This window comes from Luteipulveratus halotolerans (assembly GCF_001247745.1).
GTDB lineage: Bacteria > Actinomycetota > Actinomycetes > Actinomycetales > Dermatophilaceae > Luteipulveratus > Luteipulveratus halotolerans.
The window spans coordinates 1-24710 of record NZ_LAIR01000002.1; the positions used below are offsets into that span (position 1 = coordinate 1).

A 24710-nucleotide genomic window follows, 5' to 3' on the forward strand; every position below is an offset into this window, starting at 1 on the left:
ACGACCTGTCACGAGGAGCGCTCGTGGAGGGACATCATCAGCACGGTGGCGATCACCGCCATCCAGAGCGCGTCCACCGTTGAGGCACAAGGAGATTCGAAGTGAGCGCAGTCCTCGTCCTCAACGCCGGCTCGTCCTCGCTGAAGTTCCAGGTGGTCGACCCCGAGACGGGTGAGGCGCACGCCAAGGGCATCGTCGAGCGCGTGGGGTCGAAGGGCTCGACGATCTCGGTCACGGTCGACGGCGAGGAGTCCGAGACCTCCGCCTCGGCGCCTGATCACGGTGCGGGCGACGGAGCTGATGCGGACGACGCTGGCCGACCGCGGCGTCGACCTCGCGTCGTCCGGGCTGGTCGCCGTCGGTCACCGGGTCGTGCACGGCGGACGCTCGCTCACCGAGCCGACCGTCGTCGATGACAAGGTCCTGGCCGAGATCGAGCGAGTCGCCGAGCTGGCTCCTCTGCACAACCCGGCCAACATCGACGGAATCCGCAGCGCCACCAAGGCTTTTCCCGACCTTCCGCAGGTCGCGGTCTTCGACACGGCGTTCTTCTCCGACCTGCCCGCCGAGGCGTCGACGTACGCGATCGACCGAGAGCTGGCCGACAAGCACGCGATCCGGCGCTACGGCTTCCACGGCACGTCGCACGAGTTCGTGTCGGCGGAGGCGGCGCGTTCCTCGGGCGCGAGGGTGACGCCGACCTCAAGCAGATCGTTCTGCACCTCGGCAACGGCGCGTCCGCGTCGGCGGTGCGCGGTGGTCGGCCGGTCGACACGTCGATGGGGCTCACGCCGCTCGAGGGTCTGGTGATGGGCACGCGCGGTGGCGACATCGACCCCGGCGTACTCCTGCACCTGCACCGGGTCGCGGGCCTGAGCGTCAGCGACCTCGACACGCTGCTCAACAAGAAGTCCGGCATCCTCGGCGTCTCGGGCATCGGCGACTTCCGCGACCTCGCGAGCGCGGTGCACGACGGTGACGACGACGCGCGGCTGACGCTCGACATCTACCTGCACCGCCTGCGCAAGTACATCGGCGCGTACGCCGCAGTGCTCGGTGGCGTCGACGTGGTCACCTTCACGGCTGGTGTCGGCGAGAACAGTGTCGAGCTGCGCGAGGAGGCGCTGAAGGGCCTGGAGTTCTTGGGGATTCGCATCGACGGCCGTCGCAACAAGGGCAAGAACGACGGCCCGCGGGTGATCTCGACGGACTCCTCGGCAGTGACGGTGCTCGTGGTCCCGACCAACGAGGAGCTCGCCATCGCGCGCCACACGGTCGCCACCATCGCCTGACCGCGGGTCAAGTAGGCGGAGCCGCATTCTGCAGGTCGAGTAGGGGAGCGCTAGCGGAGCCGGGCTCTCGCTGGTTGAGCCGGTCCGAGGCGCTAGCGGAGGCGGGCTCTCGCTGGTTGAGCCGGTCCGAGGCGCTAGCCGAGGGCCGTGTCGAAACCAGGTGACACGCGGGGAGAGTCACGCACACCTCGCCGCCTGGCGAGCTCTGGCAGTCGCTCGAAGGAGCCAGCAATCAATGCTTCCCGCTTCTCGCGACTCCATCCCTGCACCTGCTTCTCTCGGGCATACGCCTCATCGACACGTTCGAACTCCTGTGCCCAGACGAGCTCGACCGGTCGGCGGCATCGCGTGTATGCCGCTCCTTCGCCGGCCTGATGCTGAGCCAGGCGACGCTCTAGGTCTCGGGTACTGCCGACGTAGTAGGAGCCGTCACTGCAGCGAAGAATGTACGTCCAGGCCATGGCCTGACCCTGAAAGGGGCGAAACATGTGCGCAATTCAACGTCGACGGCCTGTGGGCCGCGGCTGTCCTCAGTCGCAGGGTGTGGACAGTTGTCGTGCGCGGTCGCCGTGGTTTCGACTCGGTCTCGCCCTGGGGGCTCGACCGGCTCGACCAGCGGGTGGGCGGCTCGACCGGCTCAACCAGCGGGTGGGCGGCTCGACCAGCGGGTGGGCGGCTCGATGAGCGGGTTCGACTGACTGGCAGGGGTCTGCCGGCAACGTCAACACCGTTGCGCTTTCGCGTCAACGGTGTTGACGTTCCTGGGGGAGGCGGGTGGAGGGCGACGGTCACGCCCAGCGGACGGGTGCCCGACGATCCGTCGGCAGCTGTGTGGACGAGTCACCCCGCGCTGAGTCGAGCTGCGACTGGAGCAGGTACAACGTGCCGGTCAGATCGGCCCCGCGCAGGTCGGCGTCCCGCAGGTCGGCCCCGGTGACGTCGGCGCCCGCGAGATCGACACCGCGCAGGTCAGCCGCGACCATCAGCGCCCCGCGCAGCGATGCTCCTCGCAGGTCGCGCCTCCGCAGGTCCGCCCCGAACAGGTCAGCGCCGCGCATGTCAGAGCCGTCAGCGCGGGCGGAGGTCCGGAGCACCGAGCTCGCCTGCTGCAGCAGCGGATTCACCTCAGCGCGCAAGGCGTCGACATCGACCGAAGCGACCTCGGCCGGCGCCCCGCTGCCGAGCCCGTCCAGCCGCTCACCCTCCGCGCGCAGCGACGCCCGCAGTGCCCCGGACGGCAGCAGGCGTACGGACTCCGTGACGTACCAGAGCAATTCGTGCAGATCGCGCATCACGGGGAACACGTCGAACATCTCCGGCGCCGACTCCGAGCGCCAGTCGACCCCGTCGAACGTCTCCTGCGACACCCGCTGGCCGGCGCCGAAGCAGTCGTACACCGTGCACCCTCTGAACCCGAGCTCCGGCAGGCGGGTGTGCACCGAGCAGAGCGAGTTCGCGGCGAGGTTGGGGCACGGCGTCCGGGCGGGCTTGTCGATGGCGAAGTCGACCGAGGCGCTGAAAGCCGGTACGACACAGCAGAGTCCGAAGCACTGCGAGCAGTCGGCCCGCAGCTCACGCTCAGAAGAGGTCACCCGAAGTCTGCCGCCGTCTCACTCGTCGAGGTCGAAGAAGGCGACTTCCGGTCGCCCACACCAGTGTTCCACGCCCAGTCGCGCACCTCGGGGGCGTCCTCGCCGTGCTCGCGGGTCCACTCCTTGGCACGTCGGCGGGCGTCGACCATCTGCTGGCGCAGCCCGGCTGCCCGCGACCCGAGCGCGGGCACACGGTCGATGACGTCGATGACCAGGTGGTAGCGGTCGAGGTCGTTCATCATCACCATGTCGAACGGCGTCGTGGTCGTGCCCTCCTCCTTGTATCCGCGCACGTGCAGGTTGTCGTGGTTCGTACGCCGGTAGGTCAGGCGGTGGATCACCCACGGGTAGCCGTGATAGGCGAAGATCACCGGCTTGTCGCGCGTGAAGAGGGTGTCGAAGTCGCGGTCGGACAGCCCGTGCGGGTGCTCCTTCTCGTCCTGCAGGCGCATCAGGTCGACGACGTTGACGAAGCGAATTCGCAGCTCTGGCAGGTGTTCTCGCAGCAGGCTGACGGCGGCGAGGGCCTCCAGAGTCGGGATGTCGCCGGCCGAGGCGATGACGACCTCGGGGTCGCCCTCGTCGTTGGACGCCCACTCCCAGATGCCGGCGCCGCGCGCGCAGTGGTCCGCAGCCTGCTCGGCGGTGAGCCAGTCGAACTGCGGCTGCTTGCCCGCCACGACGACGTTGACGTAGTGCCTGCTCTGCAGGCAGTGCTCCATCGTCGACAGCAGCGTGTTGGTGTCCGGCGGGAAGTACGCGCGGACGATCTCGGCCTTCTTGTTGAGGACCACGTCGATGAATCCCGGGTCCTGGTGGGTGAACCCGTTGTGGTCCTGGCGCCACACGTGCGAGGTCAGCAGGTAGTTCAGCGATGCGATCGGCGGCCGCCACTCCAGCTCACGCGTGGTGTTGAGCCACTTGGCGTGCTGGTTGAACATCGAGTCGACGATGTGGATGAACGCCTCGTAGCAGGAGAACAACCCGTGCCGGCCGGTCAGCAGATAGCCCTCCAACCAGCCCTGGCAGGTGTGCTCCGACAGCATCTCCATCACGCGACCGCTGCGCGCGAGGTGCTCGTCGACCGGCAGGATCTCGCCGGCGAACACCTTGTCCGTGGCGTCGTACACCGCTCCGAGCCTGTTGGACTCCGTCTCGTCGGGGCCGAACAGCCGGAACGACGACGGGTTGTCGCGCACGATGTCGGCGACCATCGTCCCGAAGACCTTGGTGGCCTCGTGGACAGACGCACCGGGAGAGGCGACGTCAACGGCATACTCGCGAAAGTCCCTGACCTTCAACGGCTTTCGCAGCAGGCCACCATTGGCATGAGGGTTGGCACTCATCCGTCGTACGCCGACCGGCGCAAGCGCGCGCAGCGACTCGACGAGGCGTCCCTCGTCGTCGAAGAGTGAGCCGGGATCGTACGACGCGAGCCACTCCTGCAGCTGCTTGCGGTGCTTGGCGTCGGTGCGCGTCTCGGCGAGAGGCACCTGGTGAGCGCGCCAGGTGCCCTCGACCTGCACGCCGTCGACCGTGGACGGCCCGGTCCAGCCCTTGGGCGTGACGAGCAGGATCATCGGCCAGCGTACGGCGTCAGAACCCTTGCTGCGCTTGGACTTCGGGGCGCGCGCGGCGTCCTGGATCGCGCGGATGCGGTCGTGTGCGGTGTCGAGAGCGGCCGCCATCTGCTGGTGCACCGATGCGGGGTCGTCGCCCTCGACGGTGATCACCTCGTGCCCGTGGCCCTCCAGCAGCGAGACGAGGTCTTCGCGCGGAATGCGAGCGGGCACAGTCGGATTGGCGATCTTGTAGCCGTTGAGGTGCAGGATCGGCAGCACCGCGCCGTCCACGGTCGGGTCGACGAACTTGTTGGCGTGCCAGGACGTCGCGAGCGGCCCGGTCTCGAACTCGCCGTCGCCGACGACGGCCGCCACGACCAGGTCGGGGTTGTCCATGGCCGCGCCGTATGCGTGCGACAGGACGTAGCCGAGCTCGCCGCCCTCGTGGATCGAGCCGGGCGTCTCGGGTGCGGCGTGCGACGGGATCCCGCCGGGGAAGGAGAACTGCCGGAACAGTGCTTGCAGGCCTTCGGCGTCCTCGGTGATGCGCGGGTAGATCTCGCTGTAGGTGCCCTCGAGGTAGGAGTTCGCGACGACCGCCGGGCCACCGTGGCCGGGACCGGCCAGGAAGATCGCGTTGACGTCGCGCTCACGGATGAGCCGGTTGAGGTGGGTGTAGACGAGGTTGAGGCCGGGCGTCGTACCCCAGTGGCCGAGCAGTCGCGGCTTGATGTCGTCCGGCACGAGGTCGCGCTGCAGCAGGGCGTTGTCGAGCAGGTAGATCTGGCCCACGGACACGTAGTTGGCGGCTCGCCACCACGCGTCGAGGTCGGCGAGCTGGCCGCGCGACAGGGGCTTCGTGGACGACTTCGGCTTCGGCGTGGACGAGGTGCGCTTGCGCGGTGGCGTCATGCGCTCCACTGTGCCGCGCGGTCGTCCTCGGGTCGAGGGGTCACCGGCAGCTCTTGACGACGCAACGGTGTAAGCGTGTAATCAACTCATGAGCACAGTCAGTGGTTGGCTCGTCGGGCGGCTCCCCGACGAGTGGTTCGAGGCGGAGCCCGAGGTCAGTGTCGACCGTGAGGAGATCGTCGTCGTGGGCACGCTCACGGCCCCCGACATCGACGCCCAGGACGACGAGCCGGCGGTCCGCGCAGCCGAGGCCGGCCGGATCAAGCGCTTCCGTGAGGACACCCGGCAGCAGCGGATGCGCATCGCCGACGAGGCCGAGCGCCGCTACGGCCGCAAGGTCGCGTGGGGTGCGCAGTGCGGTGAGACGCGCGAGGTCTTCACCAACCTGTCGATCCCGGTCATGACGCGGCTGCGTCAGCCCGAGCGGCAGGTGCTCGACACCCTCGTCGACGCCGGTGTCGCGCGTTCACGCTCCGATGCGCTGGCGTGGTCCGTGCGCCTGGTCGCCGAGCACGAGGGCGACTGGATCAAGGAGCTGCAGGACGCGCTCACCGCGGTCCACGAGGTACGCCGGTCGGGCCCGTCCTCGCGTCGAGGGCGCACTGCATGACGGCGTCCGAGCCGCCCAGCCTGTACGACTGGGCCGGCGGCGCCGAGGCGTTCGAGCGGCTGACCTCGGTGTTCTACGACAAGGTGCTGCGCGACGACGTGGTCGGCCCGCTGTTCGCGCATATGAGTCCGGATCACCCGCACCACGTCGCGCTGTGGCTGGGTGAGGTCTTCGGCGGTCCGGCGCGCTACACGGACGAGCTCGGCGGATATCCGCGGATGCTCGCCCACCACCTCGACAAGGCGATCACCGAGCAGCAGCGCCGCCGGTGGATGGACTTGCTCCTCGACAGCGTCGACGAGGCCGGACTGCCGGACGACCCCGAGTTCCGCGCGGCGTTCGTCGGCTACATCGAGTGGGGCACCCGCCTGGCGCGGTCCAACTCACAGCCCGGTGCCGACGTCGTACGCGAGGCGCCCGTGCCCCGCTGGGGCTGGGGAGTCGCGCCGCCGTACGAAGGCTGAGCGGTCGTCGTACGACGGCCGGCCGGGCGGCCATACTGGGCGGCATGTCGTCGTTCGCCGTCCTCAACGGGCCCAACCTCAACCTGCTCGGCCAGCGCGAGCCGCAGACCTACGGCAGCACCACGCTCGCGGCGATCGAGGCGTCGTGTGCCGAGGTGGCGAGCGAGCTCGGCTGTGAGCTGAGCTGGTTCCAGTCCAACCACGAGGGCGCGCTCGTCGACGAGATCCAGCGGCTGGCCGCCGACGGCACCGACGGCGTCGTCATCAACGCCGCCGCTTACACCCACACCTCGGTCGCGATCCGTGACGCGCTGGCGACGCTCGACGCGCCGTTCGTCGAGGTGCACATCTCGAATGTCCATGCGCGCGAAGGGTTTCGGGCGCACTCCTACCTGTCCGACCTCGCGTCCGGCGTGATCGTCGGCTGCGGTGTGCAGGGCTACGAGCTGGCCGTACGCCGGCTGGTCGCGCTCACGTCGACCCCTTAGTCGCGCGGCCCCAGGCTGCCGAGCACGATGGGGTGATGGTCGACAAGAGCCTGTGGATGCGCCAGGTCGAGGAGAACCCCGAGCACTCGAGCTGGTACGTCGAGCGGTTCCGGTCGCTCGCCCGCGAAGGCGCCGACCTCGACGGTGAGGCGCGGCTGGTCGACGCGATGGCCGAGCGCGGTGCGCGCATCCTCGACGCCGGCTGCGGGCCGGGGCGTGTCGGTGGCGCGCTGCACCGGGCCGGCCACGCCGTCGTCGGCGTCGACGTCGACCCGACGCTGATCGAGGCGGCCGAGCACGACCACCCCGGCCCGACCTGGCTGGTGCAGGACCTCGCCGAGCTCGACCTGCCGGCGACGGGCGTGACCGAGCCGTTCGACCTGGTGGTCAGCGCCGGCAACGTCATGACGTTCCTGGCGCCGACCACACGCGCACGCGTGCTCGAACGGCTGGCCGCGCACCTCGTACCCGGTGGCCGAGCCGCCATCGGCTTCGGCGCCGAGCGGGGCTACCTGTTCGAGGACTTCCTCGCCGACGCCGAGCGGGCGGGTCTGGTGTCCGACACGCTGCTCGGAACCTGGGACCTGAGGCCGTTCAGCCCCGACTCCGACTTCCTCGTCGCGATCCTGCGCCGCCCCTGACCGACCGCGACACCCCGCGTCTCGTCGACGCCACCCCGCCCGCTGACGAGAGCCCCGACATCCGGCGGGTGCATCGTCAGCGGGTGGGGTGCCGTCATCGACCAGCCGGTCAGTCGACCCAGCCGTACGCCGACCGGCTCACCCGTGGCGGCGCCAGGGACCGGTCACCGCGAACGTCGTACCCGGTGTGTAGACGTTGAAGAACAGCGTCCGCCCGTCGGCGGAGAACGACACGCCCGACAGCTCGCCGGTCTCGCCGGGCGAGAGCTCCTGGCGGTTGCGGGCGAACGTGAACGGCTCACCGTCGCGCGTCGTCCCGAGCAGGTAGTTCTCGCCGCTGGAGTCCTCGCACATCATCAGCCCGCCGTAGGGCGACATGCAGATGTTGTCGGGGCACTCGTACGTGTCGTCGGCGTCGGTGCCGTTGAAGATGATCTCCAGCGTGAGGGTGCCGGCGCTGGGATCGTGCTTCCAGACCTGCCCGTCGTGGACGGCGGCCGAGCCGTCCTTGGGCCGTGCGAAGGACGACACGAAGTAGACGCAGCCGTCGGCGTCGCCCCACCAGCAGCCCTCGAGCTTCTGACCCCGCACGATCGGCTTGGCGTAGTCCTGTGCGCGCACCGGTGTGACGGCGGCAGTCGGGTCGGGCACGTCGAACCACTCGACCCCGGTGAACGTCGTACCGGGCTCGCGCACCAGCGACATGTCGGTGAGCCCGGGCGCGTGCATCGCCTGCAGGGTGCCGCCGGCGCGCAGGCTGCCGTGACCGCCGAGGGGCCGGTGCGGGAGGAACCGGTAGAACGACCCGAGCGGCGCGCCCGAGAACGCGTCCTCGGTCTCGTAGACGACACCGGTGGCCGGGTCGACCGCGACGGCCTCGTGCATGAACCGGCCCATGTCGGTGAGCGGGGTGGGGTCGGCGTTGCGGCGGTTGTCGTAGGGGTCGACCTCGAAGATCCAGCCGTGGTCCTTGGTGTAGCCGTTGGTGCCCGCGCGCCCCTCGGTCTCCTCGCAGGTCAGCCAGGTCTTCCAGGGCGTGTGCCCGCCGGAGCAGTTGATCGCGGTGCCGCCGAGGCTGACGTACTCCTCGCGCGGGCGCAGCGCGGCGTCGAGCACGAGGTTGGTGGTGCCGCCACCGGCGCCCGGGTCGTACGTCGTGTCGAGCCCGTCGGTCGGGACGGTGTGGACGGCGTCGGGGTAGTTCTCGTGATTGCGTACGAGGTGGGTGTGGTTGCGGGGTCCGGCGAAGCTGCCCATGCCGTCGTGGCTGCCGGGGACCAGGCCCTGACCGGACAGCAGCTGACCGCCCTCACGGGACAGGATCTGGTACCTGAAGCCGCGCGGCAGGTCGAGGACGCCGGCCGGGTCGGGCAGCAGCGGACCGTAGCCCGCGCGCGGGCCGGGCTGGACGGTGTGCAGCGCCTCGGCCCGGCCCGACAGGGCGAGCGAGAGCCCGGCGGCGCCGGTGCTGACGAGGAAGGTGCGGCGGGACAGAGACATCGGTGGCTCCTACCGGTTGGCCCACGGCCGGGGGCGAGGCCGCGGTCGAGCCCACGACGTTAACGAAAAATGAACGCCAGGTGGACGAAAGACATCGGCGTACGACGAAGGGCCGGCTCCCGCAGTGGGGATCCGGCCCTTCGCCGCGCTCAGGGGACCCTGAGGATCAGAGGAACTTGTGCGACGCGTTCTGGTTCTGCAGGTTGATCGGCAGGTTGCCCCAGCCGCCGGGCGGCACCGTCACGTACGCGCCCGAGGAGTTGCTGTTGTAGTAGACGCGGACGGAGCGACTCGTGCGGTTCCACACGGCCGCCGCGTTGTTCTTGATGCACGGGCCCTGGCCGGCGCCCGGGCTGCGGAACGTGTAGCAGGTGGACGGGTCGGAGCCGTAGTTGGCGATGCTGCTGACGAAGTCGGACCCGGAGCCTCGGAACGTGCTGTCGTCCATGCTGTTGTAGAAGTAGCAGAACTCGCCCTTCTCGCAGTAACCATCTCGGTAGCTCGCGGACGCCGACGGCGCCTCGGCGGCGAGGGCGCCCAGGCCCACCATGGCCACGGCCGCACCGGCGACCAGGCTCTTGCGTACGCGGGTTGCTGCAGTCATGCGTCGTACCCCCAGAAAGTGACGGGTCAGGCCCGTTGCCCGACCCTGCGGTGCCGCGTCGGCGGCTCACCACGACTCAACCGGCCGGCCCAGACGACAACAACGTTGATGCACGGCCGCCCAGCCGTTACGCGGGCGCGCAGAGGGCAGGTGCGGCTCTCCTAATACAGCACGAAAGTGCTGTTCTGAGAAGGCGATTCGTGGCCTCGACGAGGAAGGCATGTAGCCGTGATGTAGCGCCGCGGGTACGACGGAGGGCCGGCCCCCGCAGCGGGGACCGGCCCTTCGGTCGGATCAGAGACGGATCAGAACGCCGACTCGTCGAGCTCCATGATGTCGAGGTTGACGCCCTCGGCGATGGCGCGGTCGGAGGCCAGGCGCGGCAGCACGGTCTGGGCGAAGAACCTCGCCGCGGCGACCTTGCCGGTGTAGAACGCCTCGTCCTTGCCCGCGTCGCCCGCGTCGAGGCGAGCCTGCGCGACCTCGGCCTGACGCAGCAGCAGCCAGCCGATGACGACGTCACCCGCGGCGAGCAGCAGACGCGAGGAGTTGAGGCCGACCTTGTAGGCCTCCTTCGGCGCCTCGAGCGCACCCATGGCGTGGCCGAACATCAGCTCCAGCGTCGCCTGGAAGTCAGCAACCGCGGTGCCGAGCAGCTCGCGCTCACCGGCGAGCGTGTCGTCGGCGCCGCCGCCCTTGACGGTCTCGGCGATCTGCTGCGACAGCCAGCCGATGGCCTGGCCCTGGTCCTTGACGATCTTGCGGAAGAAGAAGTCCAGGGACTGGATGGCGGTCGTGCCCTCGTACAGCGTGTCGATCTTGGCGTCACGCACGTACTGCTCGATCGGGTACTCCTGCAGGAAGCCGGAGCCACCGAAGGTCTGCAGCGACTCGGTGCCGAGCAGCACCCAGGCGCGCTCGGAGCCGACGCCCTTGACGATCGGCAGGAGCAGGTCGTTGACGCGGTTGGCCAGCGCGGCCGGCGAGTCGGACGCGATGTCCTCGACGCCGGTCTTGTGCTGCTCGGCGTCGACCGTGTCCTGCTGGGTCGCGGTGAACACGACCAGTGCGCGCAGGCCCTCGGCGTACGCCTTCTGCGTCATCAGCGAACGACGCACGTCCGGGTGGTGGGTGATCGTGACGCGCGGGGCGTCCTTGGCCGGCGTGGTCATGTCGGCGCCCTGGACGCGCTGCTTGGCGTAGTCGAGCGCGTTGAGGTAGCCGGTCGACAGCGTCGCGATGGCCTTCGTGCCGACGAGCATGCGGGCGTGCTCGATGACGCGGAACATCTGGGCGATGCCGTCGTGCTTGTCGCCGAAGAGCGTGCCGACGGCCGGCTCCTTGTCACCGAAGGTGACCTCGCACGTGGTGGAGACCTTCAGGCCCATCTTGTGCTCGACGTTGGTGACGTAGGCGCCGTTGCGCTCGCCGAGCTCACCGGTCTCGAGGTCGACGTCGTACTTGGAGACGATGAACAGCGATAGGCCCTTGGTGCCGGGGCCGGCGCCCTCGGGGCGGGCCAGGACGAAGTGGACGACGTTGTCGACCATGTCGGACTCGGCCGAGGTGATGAAGCGCTTGACGCCCTCGACGTTCCAGGTGCCGTCGTCGTTCTGGGTGGCCTTGGTGCGGCCGGCGCCGACGTCGGAGCCCGCGTCGGGCTCGGTCAGCACCATGGTGCAGTGCCAGCCCTTCTCGATGATCCACTTGGCCAGCTTCTTCTGGTCCTCGTTGCCGAGGATGTGGAGCAGCTTGGCGAAGGAGTACGACGCGGCGTACATCGCGATGGCCGGGTTGGCACCGAGGACCATCTCGTTCATGGCCCACTTCAGCGACGGCGGGACGACGGTGCCGTCGAGCTCGGCGGGGACGTCGACGTTCCAGAAGCCGGACTCCTGGTAGGCGGCGTAGCTCTTCTTGAAGCTCTCGGGCATCTTCACCGAGAACGTCTTGGGGTCGTAGACCGGCGGGTTGCGGTCGGCGTCGTCGAAGGACGCGGCGAGGTCGTTCTCGGCGAGGACGGCGACCTGCTTGAGCATCTCGCTCGCGGTCTCGGCGTCGACGTCGGCGTACGGGCCCTGGCCCAGGACGTCGCCGCGACCGAACACCTCGAAGAGGTTGAACTCCAGATCGCGGACGTTGCTCTTGTAGTGACCCATGCTGGCCCCTTCTGTGTCTTTCTCGGGAGAACCACGTGCGCCGGACCGGTGGCCATCGGCTGTGGCAGGCGTAAGTTACTCGCTAGTAATCCATTGTCCTACTTGCGAGTAGCCAGCGCAAACGGTTCGTCCGGATCGCCGGTCCCACAGGTCGCGTCCTCGGCAGGTAACGTCCCTGCCGGGGATCGTGAGAGGGGTCTCATGGCCAGGTTCGAGGTCATGCACTGGAACGACGTCGAGAGCAGGTACGACGCGCTCGCCCGGCTGAGTGCGTACGCCCGTCGGCTGAGGTCCGAGGCGGCGCACCCGGTGCTGCTGCTCGACGCCGGCAACGTCGAGGACTCCGAGGTCCGGCTGTCCGGTCTCACCTACGGCGTGTCCGGGTGGCGGGCGCTCGGCGCGTCCGGTGTGGACGCTGCGGTCGCGGCCGACGGCGGGCTCCTGCGGTACGGGCCGGGCCGGCTCCCGGCGTACGCCGAGGCCCTCGGCAGCCCGGTGCTCCTCGCCAACGTGACCCAGCCGGACGGCGCCTTCCCTCCCGGTGCAGTCCCCTCACCCACCGTGCGCGCCGGTGACATCGCGATCGGGATCATCGGCGTGGCGTCGTGGGTGCCGGCGTACGCCGACTTCGGTCTCGCCGGCCACGACGTCGTCGAGACGGTGCGCGAGGAGGCCCGCCAGCTGCGGCTCAACGGCGCCCACGTCGTGATCCTGCTCAGCCATGCCGGCCTGGCCGATGACCGGCGCGTCGCCGCCGAGCTCGGCGACCTGGTCGATCTCGTGGTCGGCGGTCGCGACGAGGTGACGCTGCCGGAGGGCGACCGGGCGCACGGCGTCCCGATCGTGCAGGCAGGTGCGTTCGCCGAGCAGCTCGGCAGGGTCGTGGTCGACGTCGAGGACGGGCAGGTGACCGTCGGCCCGATCTCGGTCGAGACGCCTCCGCCCGACATCGCGCCCGACCCCGCCGTGCTGGCGTCGGTGCGCGAGTCCGAGCACGAGCTGCGCGCCTGGCTCGCCGACCCGGTGGCGACGCTGCCGCACGCGTTCGGCCACTCCGCGACCGGTTCGTCGGAGGTCGCGGGTCTGGTCGCCGACGCCCTGCTCGCGTACGTCCCCGCCGACCTGGCGATGGTGCTCGGAGCCCGGTGCACCGCGGGCCTGCCCGCCGGCGAGGTCACAGCGGCGACGTCCGCGCCCGCCAACGCGACGACGGCGACCCTGACCGGTGCCGAGCTGCGAGAGGTCATCGTCCGAGGGCGCTCGGCGGACTACGTCAGCGCTCCGTCGACGGTGTTCAGGGGGCGTCCGTTCGGGTGGCTGCACCTGTCCAACGCGGCCGTGGTCGGCGAGGACGACCTGGTCGTCGCCGGCGAGCGCGTCGACGACGCCCGGCGCTATCGCGTGGTCGCGACCGATGTCGAGCTCGGTCCGCTCGGGAGACTCGTCGACCGAGAGCCGCCGGACCGGCAGCTGCACACGCCGACGATCGTGCCGGAGTTCCTCGAGGCCTACCTCGCGGCAACCTTCCCCTGATGCCCGCCTTGTCAGTCAGCGGTCGTACGACGGCCAGTCCACCTGCGCGCTCGTCGGCCGGTGCTGCTCCCACCACGCCGCCGCCCGCAGCACCCCGGCGTCGTCGAACCGGCGACCGGCGAGCTGCACACCGATCGTGCGCCCGTCCTCGGTGAAGCCGGCGTTGACCGTGGCCGCGGGCTGGCCCGACATGTTGAACGGCGCAGTGAACCCGATGTGCGCCATGCCCTGGTCGTCCTCGCCCCACGGCATCGGCCGTTCGGCGGGGAACGCTGCCATCGGTGCGACCGGTGACAGCACGATGTCGCAGCCGAGGGTCGCGTCGACGGTGCGGGCGCGGATCGTGCTGATCGCGGTGTAGCACTCCATCAGCTCGGTGCCGCTCGTGCCGCGGGCCGCCTCGACCCAGCGCACGATGAACGGCAGAACCCGTTGCTGCGCCTGCGGATCCAGCGCATCGAGGTCGACCAACGAACGCACGCGCCAGAACCGGTCCAGGCGTTCGAGCAGCTCGGGCCGCATCCACGGGTCGAGGGGTACGACGGTCGCGCCCGCCTCGCGGAACACCTCGGCTGCCCGCTCGGTGACGGCCGCGACCTCGGGGTCGACGGGGAGGCCGCAGCCGGCGTCGGCGAGGACACCGACCGTCGTACGAGATGGGTCGAAACCTGTTGTGTCCCAGTCGATCTCAGCCGCCGGGAGGCTCGACCAGTCGCGTGGGTCGGGCTGGGTGATCACGCTCATGAGCAGCCCGGCGTCGGCGACCGAACGCGTGAGCGGACCTGCTGCACGACCGAGGTAGGGCGCGTCGAGCGGAACGCGACCGTCGGACGGCTTGAGCGTGGCCAGACCGAGCCAGGTGCCGGGCAAGCGGATCGAGCCGCCGATGTCGGTGCCCACATGGAGCGGGCCGTACCCGCCCGCGGCTGCCGCACCCGCGCCCGCACTGGACCCGCCGGTCGTGAGGCGCGGGTCGAGCGGGCTGCGCGAGATGCCGTGCAGGCTCGAGACGCCCGACGAGAGCATCCCCCAGTCGGGCATCACGGTGGACCCGAGCACGACCGCGCCGGCCTCCAGGACGCGGTCGGTGACGGGCGCGTTGTCGTCGGGGGTGCGTGGGGCAGGTCCCGCCGTTCCCGCGGGCATCGGGACGCCGCGCCGGGCGATGTTCTCCTTCACCGTGACCGGTACGCCGTCGAGCGGGCCCTGCGGTGCGCCTGCGGCCCAGCGTTCGGTCGAGGCGCGTGCCGCCTTGGCTGCGTCCTCGGGGTCGTGCTGCCAGAAGGCGTGGAGCGTCGGCTCACGCCGTGCGATCACCGACTCGACGGCCGCCTGGACCTCGCTGGGGGAGAAGGCGCGGTCGGCGTACCCCTGCAGCAGTGCGGTCGCAGGCAGCCAGGCGAGCTCATCATCCATCGGCCCATCGTGCTGCTGATGGGGACTCAGTGGTGGCAGATCGGGCCCAGCGCGCCGCGAGATCTTGCAGTCCGACCGTGAGATCAGAAGAATGCGCGCCCCGTATTGCCCGAGATTCCGGGCTCGGGACCGGTGACTTCTTCAAGAGATGGTAAATCCGCGCAAGAACGAACGGGTGTGCGGCGGTGCTGTGGAACTGGTGCCATTCTCGTGCTCGTGGGGTTCCACCACCCGCCCCTGCACTGCGCCCCGGAGTGACGGCATGAGGCGGGTCGGTCCGGTCTGAACCGTTGTGCCGCACCGCGACGGCAAGCCATCTCTTGACGCATTTCCGCAAGCGCGCGTCACGGACTTTCGCGTGCCTTCGATGGAGAACACAACCATGCACGAACAATCCCGCTCCTGGCGGACACGGCACGCCCGCCGCCTACGCCGCGTCATCGCCATCTTCTGCGCCATAGCCCTGGCTGCGGTCGTCGGCCCGAGCCTCGCGATCGCCTCCCACTACGAGGCGTCACTCGAGGGCAGCAGCTTCCAGATCGACAACGACGCCAACTTCCGGGTCGACCCCGACCCGGACGCCACGCTCGACTGGATGAACGTCACCGAGCAGCGCAGCGTGGACAAGCCGACAGGTCAGACGGACGACTCCTACTCGGGCGGCACCAAGGAGGACACCAGCTGCCCGAGCTCGACCACCGGCAGCATTCCCAACAACAAGAGCGACCTGCGCGTCTTCGGGGTCTACGTCGAGCCCGGCAAGCCCGGCTACCTCAACATGTACTGGACCCGCGTCTCCGACCCGAGTGGTACGACGTTGATGGACTTCGAGTTCAACCACTCCAAGACGCCCTGCGGCACCGGCCCGAACGTCGTACGCACCGTGGGCGACCTGCTGGTCGAGTACAGCATCGACCAGGGTGGTGCGCGGGCGGTCGTGACCGTACGCCGGTGGACCGGTTCGGCGTGGGGGCCCGCCACCACGCTCGACCCGACCAAGGCCGCCGGCACGATCAACACCTCGGTGATCCCGGCTGCTCAGGCCGACGGGACGATCCCGGCGGGTTCGTCACTGGCGGCCCGCACGTTCGGTGAGGCGCAGATCGACCTCAGCGCGATCTTCAACGCGAACAAGTGCGAGTCGTTCGGCTCGGCCATGCTCAAGAGCCGGTCGTCGGACTCGTTCACCTCGCAGCTGAAGGACTACATCGCGCCCGTCCCGATCAACCTCAGCAACTGCGGCAACGTCGTCATCCACAAGGACACCGTCCCGGATGAGTCGGACGCCGACTTCGGCTACACCAAGTCGTTCGGCACCGACCCGGCCACCGCGAGCACGTTCACGCTCAACGACAAGACCAAGGACACGATCACGTTCGACAACGTGCTCCTGGGTTCGGGCTACACCGTGAAGGAGGACACGCTGCCGTCCGGGTGGGACTTCGACAAGATCGACTGCTCGGCGAGCACCGGTGTCACCCCGTCGGTCTCAGGTCAGCAGATCACGTTCGACATCGACGCGGTGGCGGACGTGCTCGACTGCACCTACTACAACAAGGCGAGGGCCAGGCTCACGGTCGTGAAGCAGACCAAGGACCAGGCGGGTGCGTTCGACTTCACCTCGACCGGTGGGCTCGACCCGGGTTCGTTCACCCTCACCACCACAGGTGTCGGTCAGGCGGGCCAGGCGCAGCGTTCGTTCGAGGACCTCGCGCCGGGGACGTACGGCCTGACCGAGGCCGACACGCCCAACTGGAACCTCGCCTCGGCCACCTGCGACGACGGCTCCGACCCGGCATCGATCTCGCTGAGCGCGGGCGACGACGTGACCTGCACGTTCGTCAACGAGCGTGAGCGCGGCGCGATCGACATCACCAAGACCCGCAAGCACGCTGCGGCTCAGGGCGGTGTGGCGCCGCACCCCGGCGTCCAGTTCACCGTGTCGGGCGGCGGGCTCGCCGACCCGGTGGTCGTCACCACCGACTCGGCCGGCAAGGCGTGCGTACCGGGTCTGCTCGACGGCTCCTACACCGTCACCGAGAAGGTGCCGGCGGGATACGTCAACGCCGACGCGACCAAGCAGGTCGCGGTCACCGACGAGGCCACCTGCGGCGGATCCGGTACGCCGGCCGCCGTGGCCTTCACCAACACTCCACTGACCGACGTGACCGTCTCGGTCGACTCGCAGGTCGAGGGCGGCACAGCCTCGACGATCAGCTGCGTCGACGGCGACGGCAACGTCGTCGTGGAGAACACGACCAACCAACCGGGTGATGTGTCGGTGGCGGCGAAGAACCTGCCGCCGACCGCGCCCAAGACCACGTTGGTCTGCACCATCGTCGTCGACCCGTGACGGGCCGCGTGGGCATCACCCTGGAGCCCACGCGCGTACGACGACCACGGCCGGCCCGGTGCGAAAGTGCACCGGACCGGCCGTCGGTGTGTGCTGCGGTCAGCGCTCGCGGTCGTGGCGGGGCGGGTTGCGCCGCAGCCACTCCCGCTCCTCGGCCTCGTCGGCGAACTGCGGTCGTCCGTCGGCGGCCAGCGGTCGGTCGGTGGGTCCGCCGGTGGCCGGCGTCGCACCGCGACCGCCCTCGGCCCGCTCACCCTCGACGAAGCCACGGTCGTCGGTGACGGGACGCTGCTGGTCGTACGCGCGGTCGTCGGTGACGGGACTGTTCTGGTCGTACGCGCGCTCGTCGCGTCCGGTCCTGTGGTCACGGTCGGGACCGGGTCCGCCGACCCGGCGGCCGTGGTCGTCGGTCTCGACATCGGGGTCGATCTCGTCGGCCTTGCGCAGTCGCTGGTCGTGCGCCTCGCGCTCACGGTCGGCGAGCCGCTGGCGTTCGGCGGCCTCGGCCTCGAGCTGGCGAGCCTCAGCCTCCTTGCGGTCGGCCTCGGCACGTGTCTGCTGTGCGGCTGCGCTCACCTGATCGGCCTCGGCCTCGCGGGCCTGAACCCGAGGGGCTCGGCCCTGCGCGTCCTGGCGCAGCTCGGCGGCCTCGGCGCGCTGCGCGTTGGCCTTGCGCTTGCGCAGCATCGGCAGAAGGAGGAGTAGGAGCAGGATCACGATCACTGCGGCGATGAGCCACCACCACTTGGCGTCCATGGGACTTCCTCTCGTTGGAGACGTGGGGCTTCTCCGTCGAACGTACCCGCGATCACACCTGCTGCAACCGTTGCACGGAGAGCCGGCCGCCCTGGACGAAGCACGGCCACGCACCTGCGGCGCTCCACACGTGCGATCGAACGCGACACTTGTCAGTCAGTGCTCGGTGCGATGCTGCTCTGTTCGCCAGACGACGGGTCTGGCCTCACTACAGGAGAAGACACGATGTTGCCAGTGCTACCGCAGATCGAGGAGAAGGCTGATGCGTGGTTGCTCGCCTGGCCCGCCTCTGTACTTGCATGGCTCTCGATGGTCGCCCTGGTGGCGCGGGAGAAGCCGTTGTCGTTGTTGACGCGGATGCTCGACTACCTGGAAGCGCCCACTGCCTGGGGAGTCGAGACCGCAGGGTGGGTGGAGCGTCACGAGACTTTCGCCGCGTGTGGAGGGGTCCTCGTGGTGTCTCTCGTGGCCGCGTCCCTCCTCGGCGAGGATGCTGATCCACTGTTCGCGCGCGCCAACTTCGTGATCGCGTTGGGTGCGGCGGCAGCGTGCCAGGCCGGCCGGGCGTGGGCGGTGATCACCTGTGGCGTAGTCGTGATCGCTGCGCTATGCATCGCGCGTCGGAAGCGCAATGCCTTCAGCATGCGCATGGGCCTCGCCTCTGAACCGCCCCGGGGTTTCCGGACACTTCGTGTTGTGTCTCTACCCGGACGGGATGAGACGGTTTCGTGCAGCGTAGTGGGCTGATTCGACCTCGATGGGTGTCAGGTCGTCGATGGACTCGTGGGGTCGGTCGTGGTTGAACCAGTGGACCCACTGCAGGGTGTCGAGCTCGACGTGCTCGACATCGCGCCACGGCCCGTCGGGACGGATCAGCTCGGTCTTGTACGCGCCGATCTGGGACTCAGCCATCGCGTTGTCGTAGGCGTCGCCCACCGAACCCACTGATGCGTCCACGCCGGCGTCAATCAGCCTGGTAGTGAAGGCGAAAGAGGTGTACTGGCTGCCGGCGTCGGTGTGGTGCACCAGCCCGGTCAGGTCGTCCACGCCGTGCTGGCGGCGTGACCAGATCGCGTGCTCGAGGGTGTCCAGCACCAGCTGGGTGCTCATGCTGGTGGCCGCGCGCCAGCCGACGATCATCCGGGAGTAGACGTCGATGACGAACGCGACGTAGACGGTCCCGGACCAGGTCGCGACATAGGTGAAGTCAGCGACCCACAGCCGGTTCGGGGCCGAGGCGGTGAAGTCTCGCTGGACCAGATCCGCCGCTCGGGCATCGCGCGGGTCAGCGATGGTGGTCCGCACCTGCTTGCCCCGCAGTGCGCCCTGCCAGCCGTTCGCGGCCATCACTCGCTCCACGGTGCACCGGGCCACGTCATGGCCCTGCCTGCGCAGGTGCAACCACATCTTGCGCGCACCGAACCGGGTCACGAACCGCTGCTGACGCGCGGACCGGATCAGCTCGCCGACCTGCGCATCGCGCAGCGTCCGCGCTGAGGGCGCCCGATCGCGGGCCTCGTAGTACGTCGACGGGGCGATCTTGACGCCGTGCTCGCACAGCACTCGACAGATCGGCTCGACCCCGAACTCCTCACGATGAGTGTCGATGAACTCGGTCAGTACCTGGGTGGGCGGTCGAGCTCCGCCGCGAAGAAAGCCGACGCTGACTTCAAGATCTCGTTCGCCCGGCGCAGCTCGGCGTTCTCCTTCTTCAACGCCCGGATCTCCTCCAGCTCCTGGGTCGTGCGACCCGGTCGGGTCCCGCCATCGACCTGGGCCTGGCGAACCCACTTACGCAGGGTCTCGGGAGACCCGATGCCCAGTCGAGCCGCGATCGTGCGGATCGCTTCGAACTCGCTGGTGTACTCGCCGGCGGCGACTGACTCCGTCACCATCCGGACCGCACGCTCCCGCAGCTCACGCGGGTACTTCGAGGGACGTGCCATGACTTCATCCTCCAGTAATGAAGTCTCCGGACATCCCGGGGCGGTTCACTCCGTGTTGTGGTATCCGCTGCGACGGTTCTTCGGGTGGCTCGGCGAACCGCTCAGTGAGTACCGGTGGGTGCTCGATCTGGACAAAAGCTCCATACTCGATAATGACCCCGGCGTGGCGAAGGGGGCGCACCAACGGTGACCTGTACGATTACGTGCTCGGTAAACTGTCTGGGTCAGATCGGGAAGGCAGTTCAGGACGCCGCGGCACATCCTCCAGCTGATGGTGCGGCTGACTGACCGTCCGGCAAGGACGAGATCTGCAGCCCGGCATGCGGCACGGGCGGCTGGGCGTTCAGAGGGGACCTGTGATGGCCAGGACCAAGACCAACTGACGGTGGAGCAGCAGGACTGGCTGCAAAGTCTCGCCGAGGCGGCGCGCGCGGGAGGAGGCCGAGGCGGCGTACCAGGAGACGCTGCTCGCGGCGTACGACAGCCGTGTCACGCAGAGCGCGATCGCCGAAACCCTCGGCATCTCAACCGAATCCTTCAGGGTCGGCCGGGCGCGTATCACGCCGCCCGGCGACGTGGAGTCAGACCCGATCAATCACAGTGCGCCCGAGCGAGACGGACGAGCGCAAGCCCGCTTCTGGGAGACTAGGTCAGTCTCCGGTCGTAGAGTCTGGACAAGGGTGACCGGTTGCGTCATTCCGACGAGCGATTCGAAGGAGTGAGCAGGTGCCAACGCGAGTTTCCGTCGCCCCTGACGTCCTTCGCTGGGCGGTGCAGCGCGCTGGTTGGGACGACGAGACCGCCCACAGGCGAGCCCCGATGCTTGAGGAGTGGGCCGCTGGCAAGGAGCCCACGCTCAAGCAAGTCGAGAAGTTCGCTCGCGACACGCACACTCCGCTCGGGCTGCTGTTCCTGCCGGAGCCGCCGGAGGAACAGGTACCGATTCCGGACCTGCGCACGATCGGGAACGCTGCGGTCGCCCAGCCCTCCGCCGACATGCTCGACACGATCTACATCTGCCAGGATCGCCAGGATTGGTATCGCGGCTACGCGGTGGAGCACGGCTACGCCCCACGTGATTTCGTGGGGTCTGCGACGACAGACGACACGCCCGCACTGGTGGCCGATCGCATCCGGACGTTGTTGAACTTCGACGTTGCCGACCGGGCCGTGTTCAGGAACTGGGAAGACGCACTGCGTCGCCTTATCGACCTCATCGAAGACACCGGCGTGCTGGTGATGGTGAGCGGCATCGTCGGATCGAACACGCATCGTGTTCTGCGGCCTGAGGAATTCCGAGGGTTTGCTCTCGCCGATCCCGTCGCGCCACTGATCTTCGTCAACGGATCCGACACGAAGGCTGCCCAGATCTTCACCATGATCCACGAACTAGCCCACATCTGGCTCGGCGAGAGTGCCCTGTCTGACGCTGCGATGACAGCTCGTCACGGTCGCGCGGCAGAGCTGTGGTGCAACGAGGTCGCGGCCGACGTGCTCGTCCCACAAGCGGTCCTGCGTGATGACTACTCCGGTGAGCCGACCGAGGCCGAGCTCGACCGGCTTGCCAGACGGTACCGCGTCAGCACCCTGGTGGTCCTCAAGCAGCTGTTCGCCGCTCGGATGCTGTCGTGGGGCAGCTTCGAGCAGCGTTACGGAGAGGAGCTCGAGCGCGTGATCGGCCTCCTGGCGGCCCGCCGTGGCGACGCTCAAGGTGGCAACTACTACTACACCCAACCGTTGCGGCTGAGTCGCCAGTTCGCGCGTGCTCTCGTGGCGAGCACGTTCGAGGGAAGCACCGGATATCGAGACGCTTACCGCTTGCTAGGCACCAAGAAGCATGAGACGTTCCGCAACCTCGCGGACGACCTCGGGGTCGCCTGATGTATCTGCTCGACACCAACGTTCTTGTCGAGGCCAAGAACCGTTATTACGCCTTCGATATCGTGCCCGGGTTCTGGGCCTGGCTGGATCGTGCTCACCAGCAGGGCCTTGCCTGCAGTATCGAAGCGGTACGCGACGAGCTCCTCGCCGGCAACGACGCGCTTTCGGACTGGGCGCGGGCTCACCCCGCCTTCTTCCGCGCCATCGATCAGCCGACGACACGGCACTTCGCACCGCTCACCCTGTGGGCAGGCTCGCGTACCTACACGCCGGCTGCGATCGCCGCGTTCACAGGCAACGATGCTGACTACCTGCTCGTGGCCTATGCGAAGGAGCACGCTCACATCCTCGTCACGCACGAGCGGCCTGCCCCGAACTCGAGGTCACGGATTCTCATCCCGGATGCGTGCATCGGGATGGATGTCGAGTTCGCGGACACCTTCAAGATGCTCCGCGAGTCGGGCGCGCGCTTGGACCTGCGACCGTAGGCCGTCGCGTGCCGCAACACTTCATTCGTCGGCACTCGATGCAAAGGAAACCCGCGATGGGCAGATGGGTAGAGCAGCGCTGGCTGTCAGATCATGGCGTGGCCTCCCCGAACGGGCTAGTTCCTGCTCAACCGGAGGAGTAGCCCCGGTGATCGACGAGTCCAGTCCTTCGGGTCGCCGTGCGAGAGAAGCGATCTCGCTCGATCAAGGGTTCTTCCGCGCGCGCCGCCGCGCTACCGCCGCGCAGCTCACCGCCGCGAGGGCGGCGGCCAGCATCGGCATCGAACTGTACGAATGGGTCGTTGCGCGATTCAGGTTGCCGGACGTCGTCGTACCCGATCTGGACGGCCAGCAGTCCGCAACAGCCGCAGCGACCTTGCGTGCGATGTGGGCTCTTCGACTTTCAGCGTGACGTCGGTGTTCATGCCGCGCTTCGGGCGGCGTTGTAGAGCATGATGCGGCACTGGTAGTTCGTGTGTGAGCGGTATCCGCGACCTGCTCGCTTGATGTTCTTGATTGTGACGTTCGCGGCTTCGGTGCGAGCGTTGGTCGCACGGGTCTGGATGAACACCTTGATCGCGGCCCACCAGGTGTCGATGGTCTTCTTCAGCCGGGTCGTCTCGGGCATCGCGGCCCAGGACACGTACTGGTTGAACGTGGCCCGCTCGGCGCTGGCGTCGGCGATGCTGCTGGCCGCCAGCACACGGCGCAGCTGTTCCTTCACACCCCACGCGGCGCTGATCTCCTGGGCCGGATCATCCTGTGCCAGAACGGCGTTCAGCCGCTCCCGGGCACGGTTGGAGAGGGTGTCGTAGCCGCGTAGGAGCAGCAGGCGGTGCGCCCAGGCCAGGTCGGTGCCTCGACCGCGGCGCTCGTGCCGGTCCCAGGACACCCGCCGCCGCACCTTGGTCAGGGCGTCATTGGCGAGCTTGACCAGGTGGAAGTGGTCCACGGCGACCCTGGCCTTGGGCAACCAGGACCGTACGGCAGACCGGAACGCCGCGGACGGGTCAATCGCGACCGTCCGCACACGGTGACGCCACCATCGCGGCCGAGTCCGCAACCACGTCTTGACTGCTGCGCTGTCGCGGCCATCGACCACGCCCAGGACCTGCCCGGTGGCCAGGTCGGTGAACGTGGTCATCCACGGCTCGATCCGCTTCCAGGCACCGGCCTCATCGCGGAACCAGCGCACCGTGCGGAACCGGTGCTCATCGATCCCCAACGAGGCCACCGGTCGGGGCCGGAACTGCTCGGCCGCGGCCCGGGCAGCATGGGCCGCGGTCAGCTGCCGCATCACGGTCGGCCAGGTCACCCCGTACTCGGCGCCGACCCGGTCCACCGCCCGGACCTCACCGGACAGCGCCGCCACCAGCCGTTCCTTCAGCCGTGTCGTCAGCCGCGCCCGCGGCGGCACCTGCTCGGTATGCTCCGTGAACGTCGTCCGTGGGCACAACCGCTCGGCGCAACGCCACCGCCTCTTGGACCACAGCACCTCGACCGGCCCGTCGAACGGCACATCCCGCACCCGCTGCACCGTCCGCTGATGCACCCGCGAGGTAAGCACCCCGCAACCCGGGCACGCTGCCTCGACCACGCCAGCCTCGATCAGCACCTGCCGAGTCCCGCCCGCATCGCGAGTCACTGACAGCACCCGGTACCCCGGGAGATTGAACAACGTCGTCGCCGGATCGACATCGGCCGTAGCCTTGAACACGCTCGTGGTCCTGCCTGCTGGATGCGTAGAGAACACCCAGCCTGCCGCAGGGCCACGAGCCCCACCCTCAGACCGCTATCACGCGCAAGATCGAAGACCCGCGATGTGGGGCCGTGGCGACGAGCCGCTGCCCAACCTCGTCCAGCTGAGCGAGGCGCACGGCGTACGCGTCCTGAGCCTGCCGTCGGGTGCCGACGCGGTCGACGCGTTCAGCCTGTGGAACGACGAGCGGCCCTACGTCTTGCTGTCGACGGCCAAGTCTGCCGAGCGGTCCAGGTTCGACCTGGCGCACGAGCTCGGACACTTGGTCATGCACTCGCGCGTGGCGGTCGGCGCCGATCCGCGAGCGCTGGAACGTGAGGCCGATGAGTTCGCGTCCGCGCTGCTGATGCCGCGCGAAGCTCTGGCGGCGCACGCCGGTCGTGAGCCGGCGGTCCCGGAGATCTTGCGGCTCCGCTCGCACTATCGCGTGTCCGCGATGGCGATGACGCGACGGCTGCACGACATCGGCCGGCTCACCGACTGGGCGTACAGACAAGACTGCGTCCATCTCGCGCAGCGCGGCTTTCGCTCCGGCGAACCCGGAGGCATGGCACGCGAGCGGTCGCGGGTGTTCGATGTGGTCTTTCCCGCGCTTGACCGCGCTGGGACAGTTGTGGATGCGTGCCGTGCGCTCGGCATCACGCTGCGTGAGCTGCACGGGCTCACGCTCGGGCAGGTGGCCGTCGCGGTCGATGGGATCGGTCAGTCCGCACTGCCGGCGACGCCCAACCTCCGACTCGTCACGTGAGTCTCC

Annotated in this window: 21 protein-coding genes, 1 pseudogene and 1 other annotated feature; of the genes and pseudogenes, 12 read left to right on the plus strand and 10 right to left on the minus strand. The window is 68.9% G+C overall.

Going from position 1 to position 24710, the window contains the following annotated elements:
- Positions 1-101: 101 nt before the first annotated feature.
- Positions 102-1292, plus strand: a pseudogene (locus VV01_RS00390) (acetate/propionate family kinase).
- A gap of 134 nt (positions 1293-1426) precedes the next feature.
- On the opposite strand, the gene VV01_RS22085 reads toward VV01_RS00390, so the two are convergent.
- The 3 genes from VV01_RS22085 to VV01_RS00400 form a co-directional block, all read right to left on the minus strand.
- Positions 1427-1780, minus strand: coding sequence for a GIY-YIG nuclease family protein (locus VV01_RS22085; RefSeq protein WP_331456397.1), 354 nt, complete (start codon positions 1778-1780; stop codon positions 1427-1429).
- A gap of 300 nt (positions 1781-2080) precedes the next feature.
- A complete protein-coding gene (locus tag VV01_RS00395; RefSeq protein WP_050668157.1) occupies positions 2081-2884 on the minus strand; it encodes a pentapeptide repeat-containing protein in 804 nt (267 codons plus the stop codon).
- A complete protein-coding gene (locus tag VV01_RS00400) occupies positions 2881-5358 on the minus strand; it encodes a phosphoketolase family protein (RefSeq protein WP_050671633.1) in 2478 nt (825 codons plus the stop codon). Before VV01_RS00400 ends, VV01_RS00395 begins: the two co-directional genes overlap by 4 nt.
- Positions 5359-5446: 88 nt before the next feature.
- Here VV01_RS00400 and VV01_RS00405 point away from each other — a divergent pair, with 88 nt between their 5' ends.
- Genes VV01_RS00405 through VV01_RS00420 form a run of 4 tightly spaced genes read left to right on the plus strand, consistent with a single transcriptional unit; the run spans position 5447 to position 7561 of the window.
- Positions 5447-5968: a hypothetical protein gene (locus VV01_RS00405; RefSeq protein WP_050668158.1), complete on the plus strand. Its 522-nt coding sequence runs from the start codon at positions 5447-5449 to the stop codon at positions 5966-5968.
- Entirely contained in the window at positions 5965-6432 is a 468-nt protein-coding gene (locus tag VV01_RS00410) for a group II truncated hemoglobin (RefSeq protein WP_050668159.1), read from the plus strand. Before VV01_RS00405 ends, VV01_RS00410 begins: the two co-directional genes overlap by 4 nt.
- A 44-nt stretch (positions 6433-6476) precedes the next feature.
- Positions 6477-6920: a type II 3-dehydroquinate dehydratase gene (gene aroQ / locus VV01_RS00415; RefSeq protein ID WP_050668160.1), complete on the plus strand. Its 444-nt coding sequence runs from the start codon at positions 6477-6479 to the stop codon at positions 6918-6920.
- Positions 6921-6955: 35 nt separating this feature from the next.
- Entirely contained in the window at positions 6956-7561 is a 606-nt protein-coding gene (locus VV01_RS00420) for a class I SAM-dependent methyltransferase (protein ID WP_050668161.1), read from the plus strand.
- A 138-nt stretch (positions 7562-7699) separates the two neighbouring features.
- On the opposite strand, the gene VV01_RS00425 is transcribed toward VV01_RS00420, so the two are convergent.
- The 3 genes from VV01_RS00425 to VV01_RS00435 form a co-directional block, all read right to left on the minus strand.
- On the minus strand, positions 7700-9061 hold the full coding sequence (locus VV01_RS00425) for an alkaline phosphatase PhoX (protein ID WP_050668162.1): 1362 nt from the start codon (positions 9059-9061) through the stop codon (positions 7700-7702).
- Between the two features lie 166 nt (positions 9062-9227).
- Complete coding sequence (locus VV01_RS00430) at positions 9228-9665, minus strand: peptidase inhibitor family I36 protein (RefSeq protein ID WP_050668163.1); 438 nt, start codon at positions 9663-9665, stop codon at positions 9228-9230.
- A gap of 305 nt (positions 9666-9970) precedes the next feature.
- Complete coding sequence (locus tag VV01_RS00435; RefSeq protein ID WP_050668164.1) at positions 9971-11824, minus strand: acyl-CoA dehydrogenase; 1854 nt, start codon at positions 11822-11824, stop codon at positions 9971-9973.
- 201 nt (positions 11825-12025) lie between these two features.
- Here VV01_RS00435 and VV01_RS00440 point away from each other — a divergent pair, with 201 nt between their 5' ends.
- The gene (locus VV01_RS00440; RefSeq protein WP_050668165.1) at positions 12026-13357 is read left to right on the plus strand and encodes a bifunctional metallophosphatase/5'-nucleotidase; all 1332 of its coding nucleotides are present in this window, start codon (positions 12026-12028) and stop codon (positions 13355-13357) included.
- Between the two features lie 15 nt (positions 13358-13372).
- Here the strand turns inward: VV01_RS00440 and VV01_RS00445 are convergent, their stop codons facing one another.
- Positions 13373-14773 carry an amidase gene (locus VV01_RS00445; RefSeq protein WP_050668166.1) on the minus strand — a complete coding sequence of 467 codons (1401 nt, stop codon included), beginning with the start codon at positions 14771-14773 and terminating at the stop codon, positions 13373-13375.
- Between the two features lie 367 nt (positions 14774-15140).
- Between VV01_RS00445 and VV01_RS00450 the strand changes: the two genes are divergently transcribed.
- Complete coding sequence (locus VV01_RS00450) at positions 15141-17126, plus strand: MSCRAMM family protein (RefSeq protein ID WP_157508675.1); 1986 nt, start codon at positions 15141-15143, stop codon at positions 17124-17126.
- Between the two features lie 99 nt (positions 17127-17225).
- On the opposite strand, the gene VV01_RS00455 is transcribed toward VV01_RS00450, so the two are convergent.
- Positions 17226-17882 (minus strand): hypothetical protein, encoded by a 657-nt coding sequence (locus tag VV01_RS00455; protein ID WP_050668168.1) that lies wholly within the window; start codon positions 17880-17882, stop codon positions 17226-17228.
- Between the two features lie 234 nt (positions 17883-18116).
- Between VV01_RS00455 and VV01_RS00460 the strand changes: the two genes are divergently transcribed.
- Positions 18117-18629: a hypothetical protein gene (locus VV01_RS00460; protein ID WP_050668169.1), complete on the plus strand. Its 513-nt coding sequence runs from the start codon at positions 18117-18119 to the stop codon at positions 18627-18629.
- Here the strand turns inward: VV01_RS00460 and VV01_RS00465 are convergent.
- A protein-coding gene (locus VV01_RS00465) for an IS3 family transposase (protein WP_157508676.1) occupies positions 18585-19828 on the minus strand; the annotation gives its coding sequence in 2 pieces (ribosomal slippage) (positions 18585-19540 and positions 19540-19828; 1245 coding nt in all). The genes VV01_RS00460 and VV01_RS00465 overlap by 45 nt on opposite strands.
- Positions 19413-19541 (minus strand) — a sequence feature (AL1L pseudoknot). It overlaps the preceding gene by 129 nt.
- Positions 19829-20647: 819 nt before the next feature.
- Here VV01_RS00465 and VV01_RS00480 point away from each other — a divergent pair.
- The 3 genes from VV01_RS00480 to VV01_RS00490 all read left to right on the plus strand — a co-directional run bounded on the left by VV01_RS00480 (position 20648) and on the right by VV01_RS00490 (position 22609).
- Positions 20648-21709, plus strand: coding sequence for an ImmA/IrrE family metallo-endopeptidase (locus VV01_RS00480; RefSeq protein ID WP_082220762.1), 1062 nt, complete (start codon positions 20648-20650; stop codon positions 21707-21709).
- The gene (locus VV01_RS00485) at positions 21709-22197 is read left to right on the plus strand and encodes a DUF4411 family protein (protein WP_050668173.1); all 489 of its coding nucleotides are present in this window, start codon (positions 21709-21711) and stop codon (positions 22195-22197) included. The genes VV01_RS00480 and VV01_RS00485 overlap by 1 nt, the downstream gene beginning before the upstream one ends.
- A 148-nt stretch (positions 22198-22345) precedes the next feature.
- Positions 22346-22609 carry a hypothetical protein gene (locus tag VV01_RS00490; RefSeq protein WP_050668174.1) on the plus strand — a complete coding sequence of 88 codons (264 nt, stop codon included), beginning with the start codon at positions 22346-22348 and terminating at the stop codon, positions 22607-22609.
- 9 nt (positions 22610-22618) lie between these two features.
- Here the strand turns inward: VV01_RS00490 and VV01_RS00495 are convergent, their stop codons facing one another.
- Positions 22619-23914, minus strand: coding sequence for an ISL3 family transposase (locus VV01_RS00495; RefSeq protein WP_050668175.1), 1296 nt, complete (start codon positions 23912-23914; stop codon positions 22619-22621).
- Between the two features lie 103 nt (positions 23915-24017).
- Between VV01_RS00495 and VV01_RS00500 the strand changes: the two genes are divergently transcribed.
- Positions 24018-24704 (plus strand): ImmA/IrrE family metallo-endopeptidase, encoded by a 687-nt coding sequence (locus tag VV01_RS00500; protein WP_050668176.1) that lies wholly within the window; start codon positions 24018-24020, stop codon positions 24702-24704.
- The last annotated feature ends 6 nt before the right edge of the window (positions 24705-24710 follow it).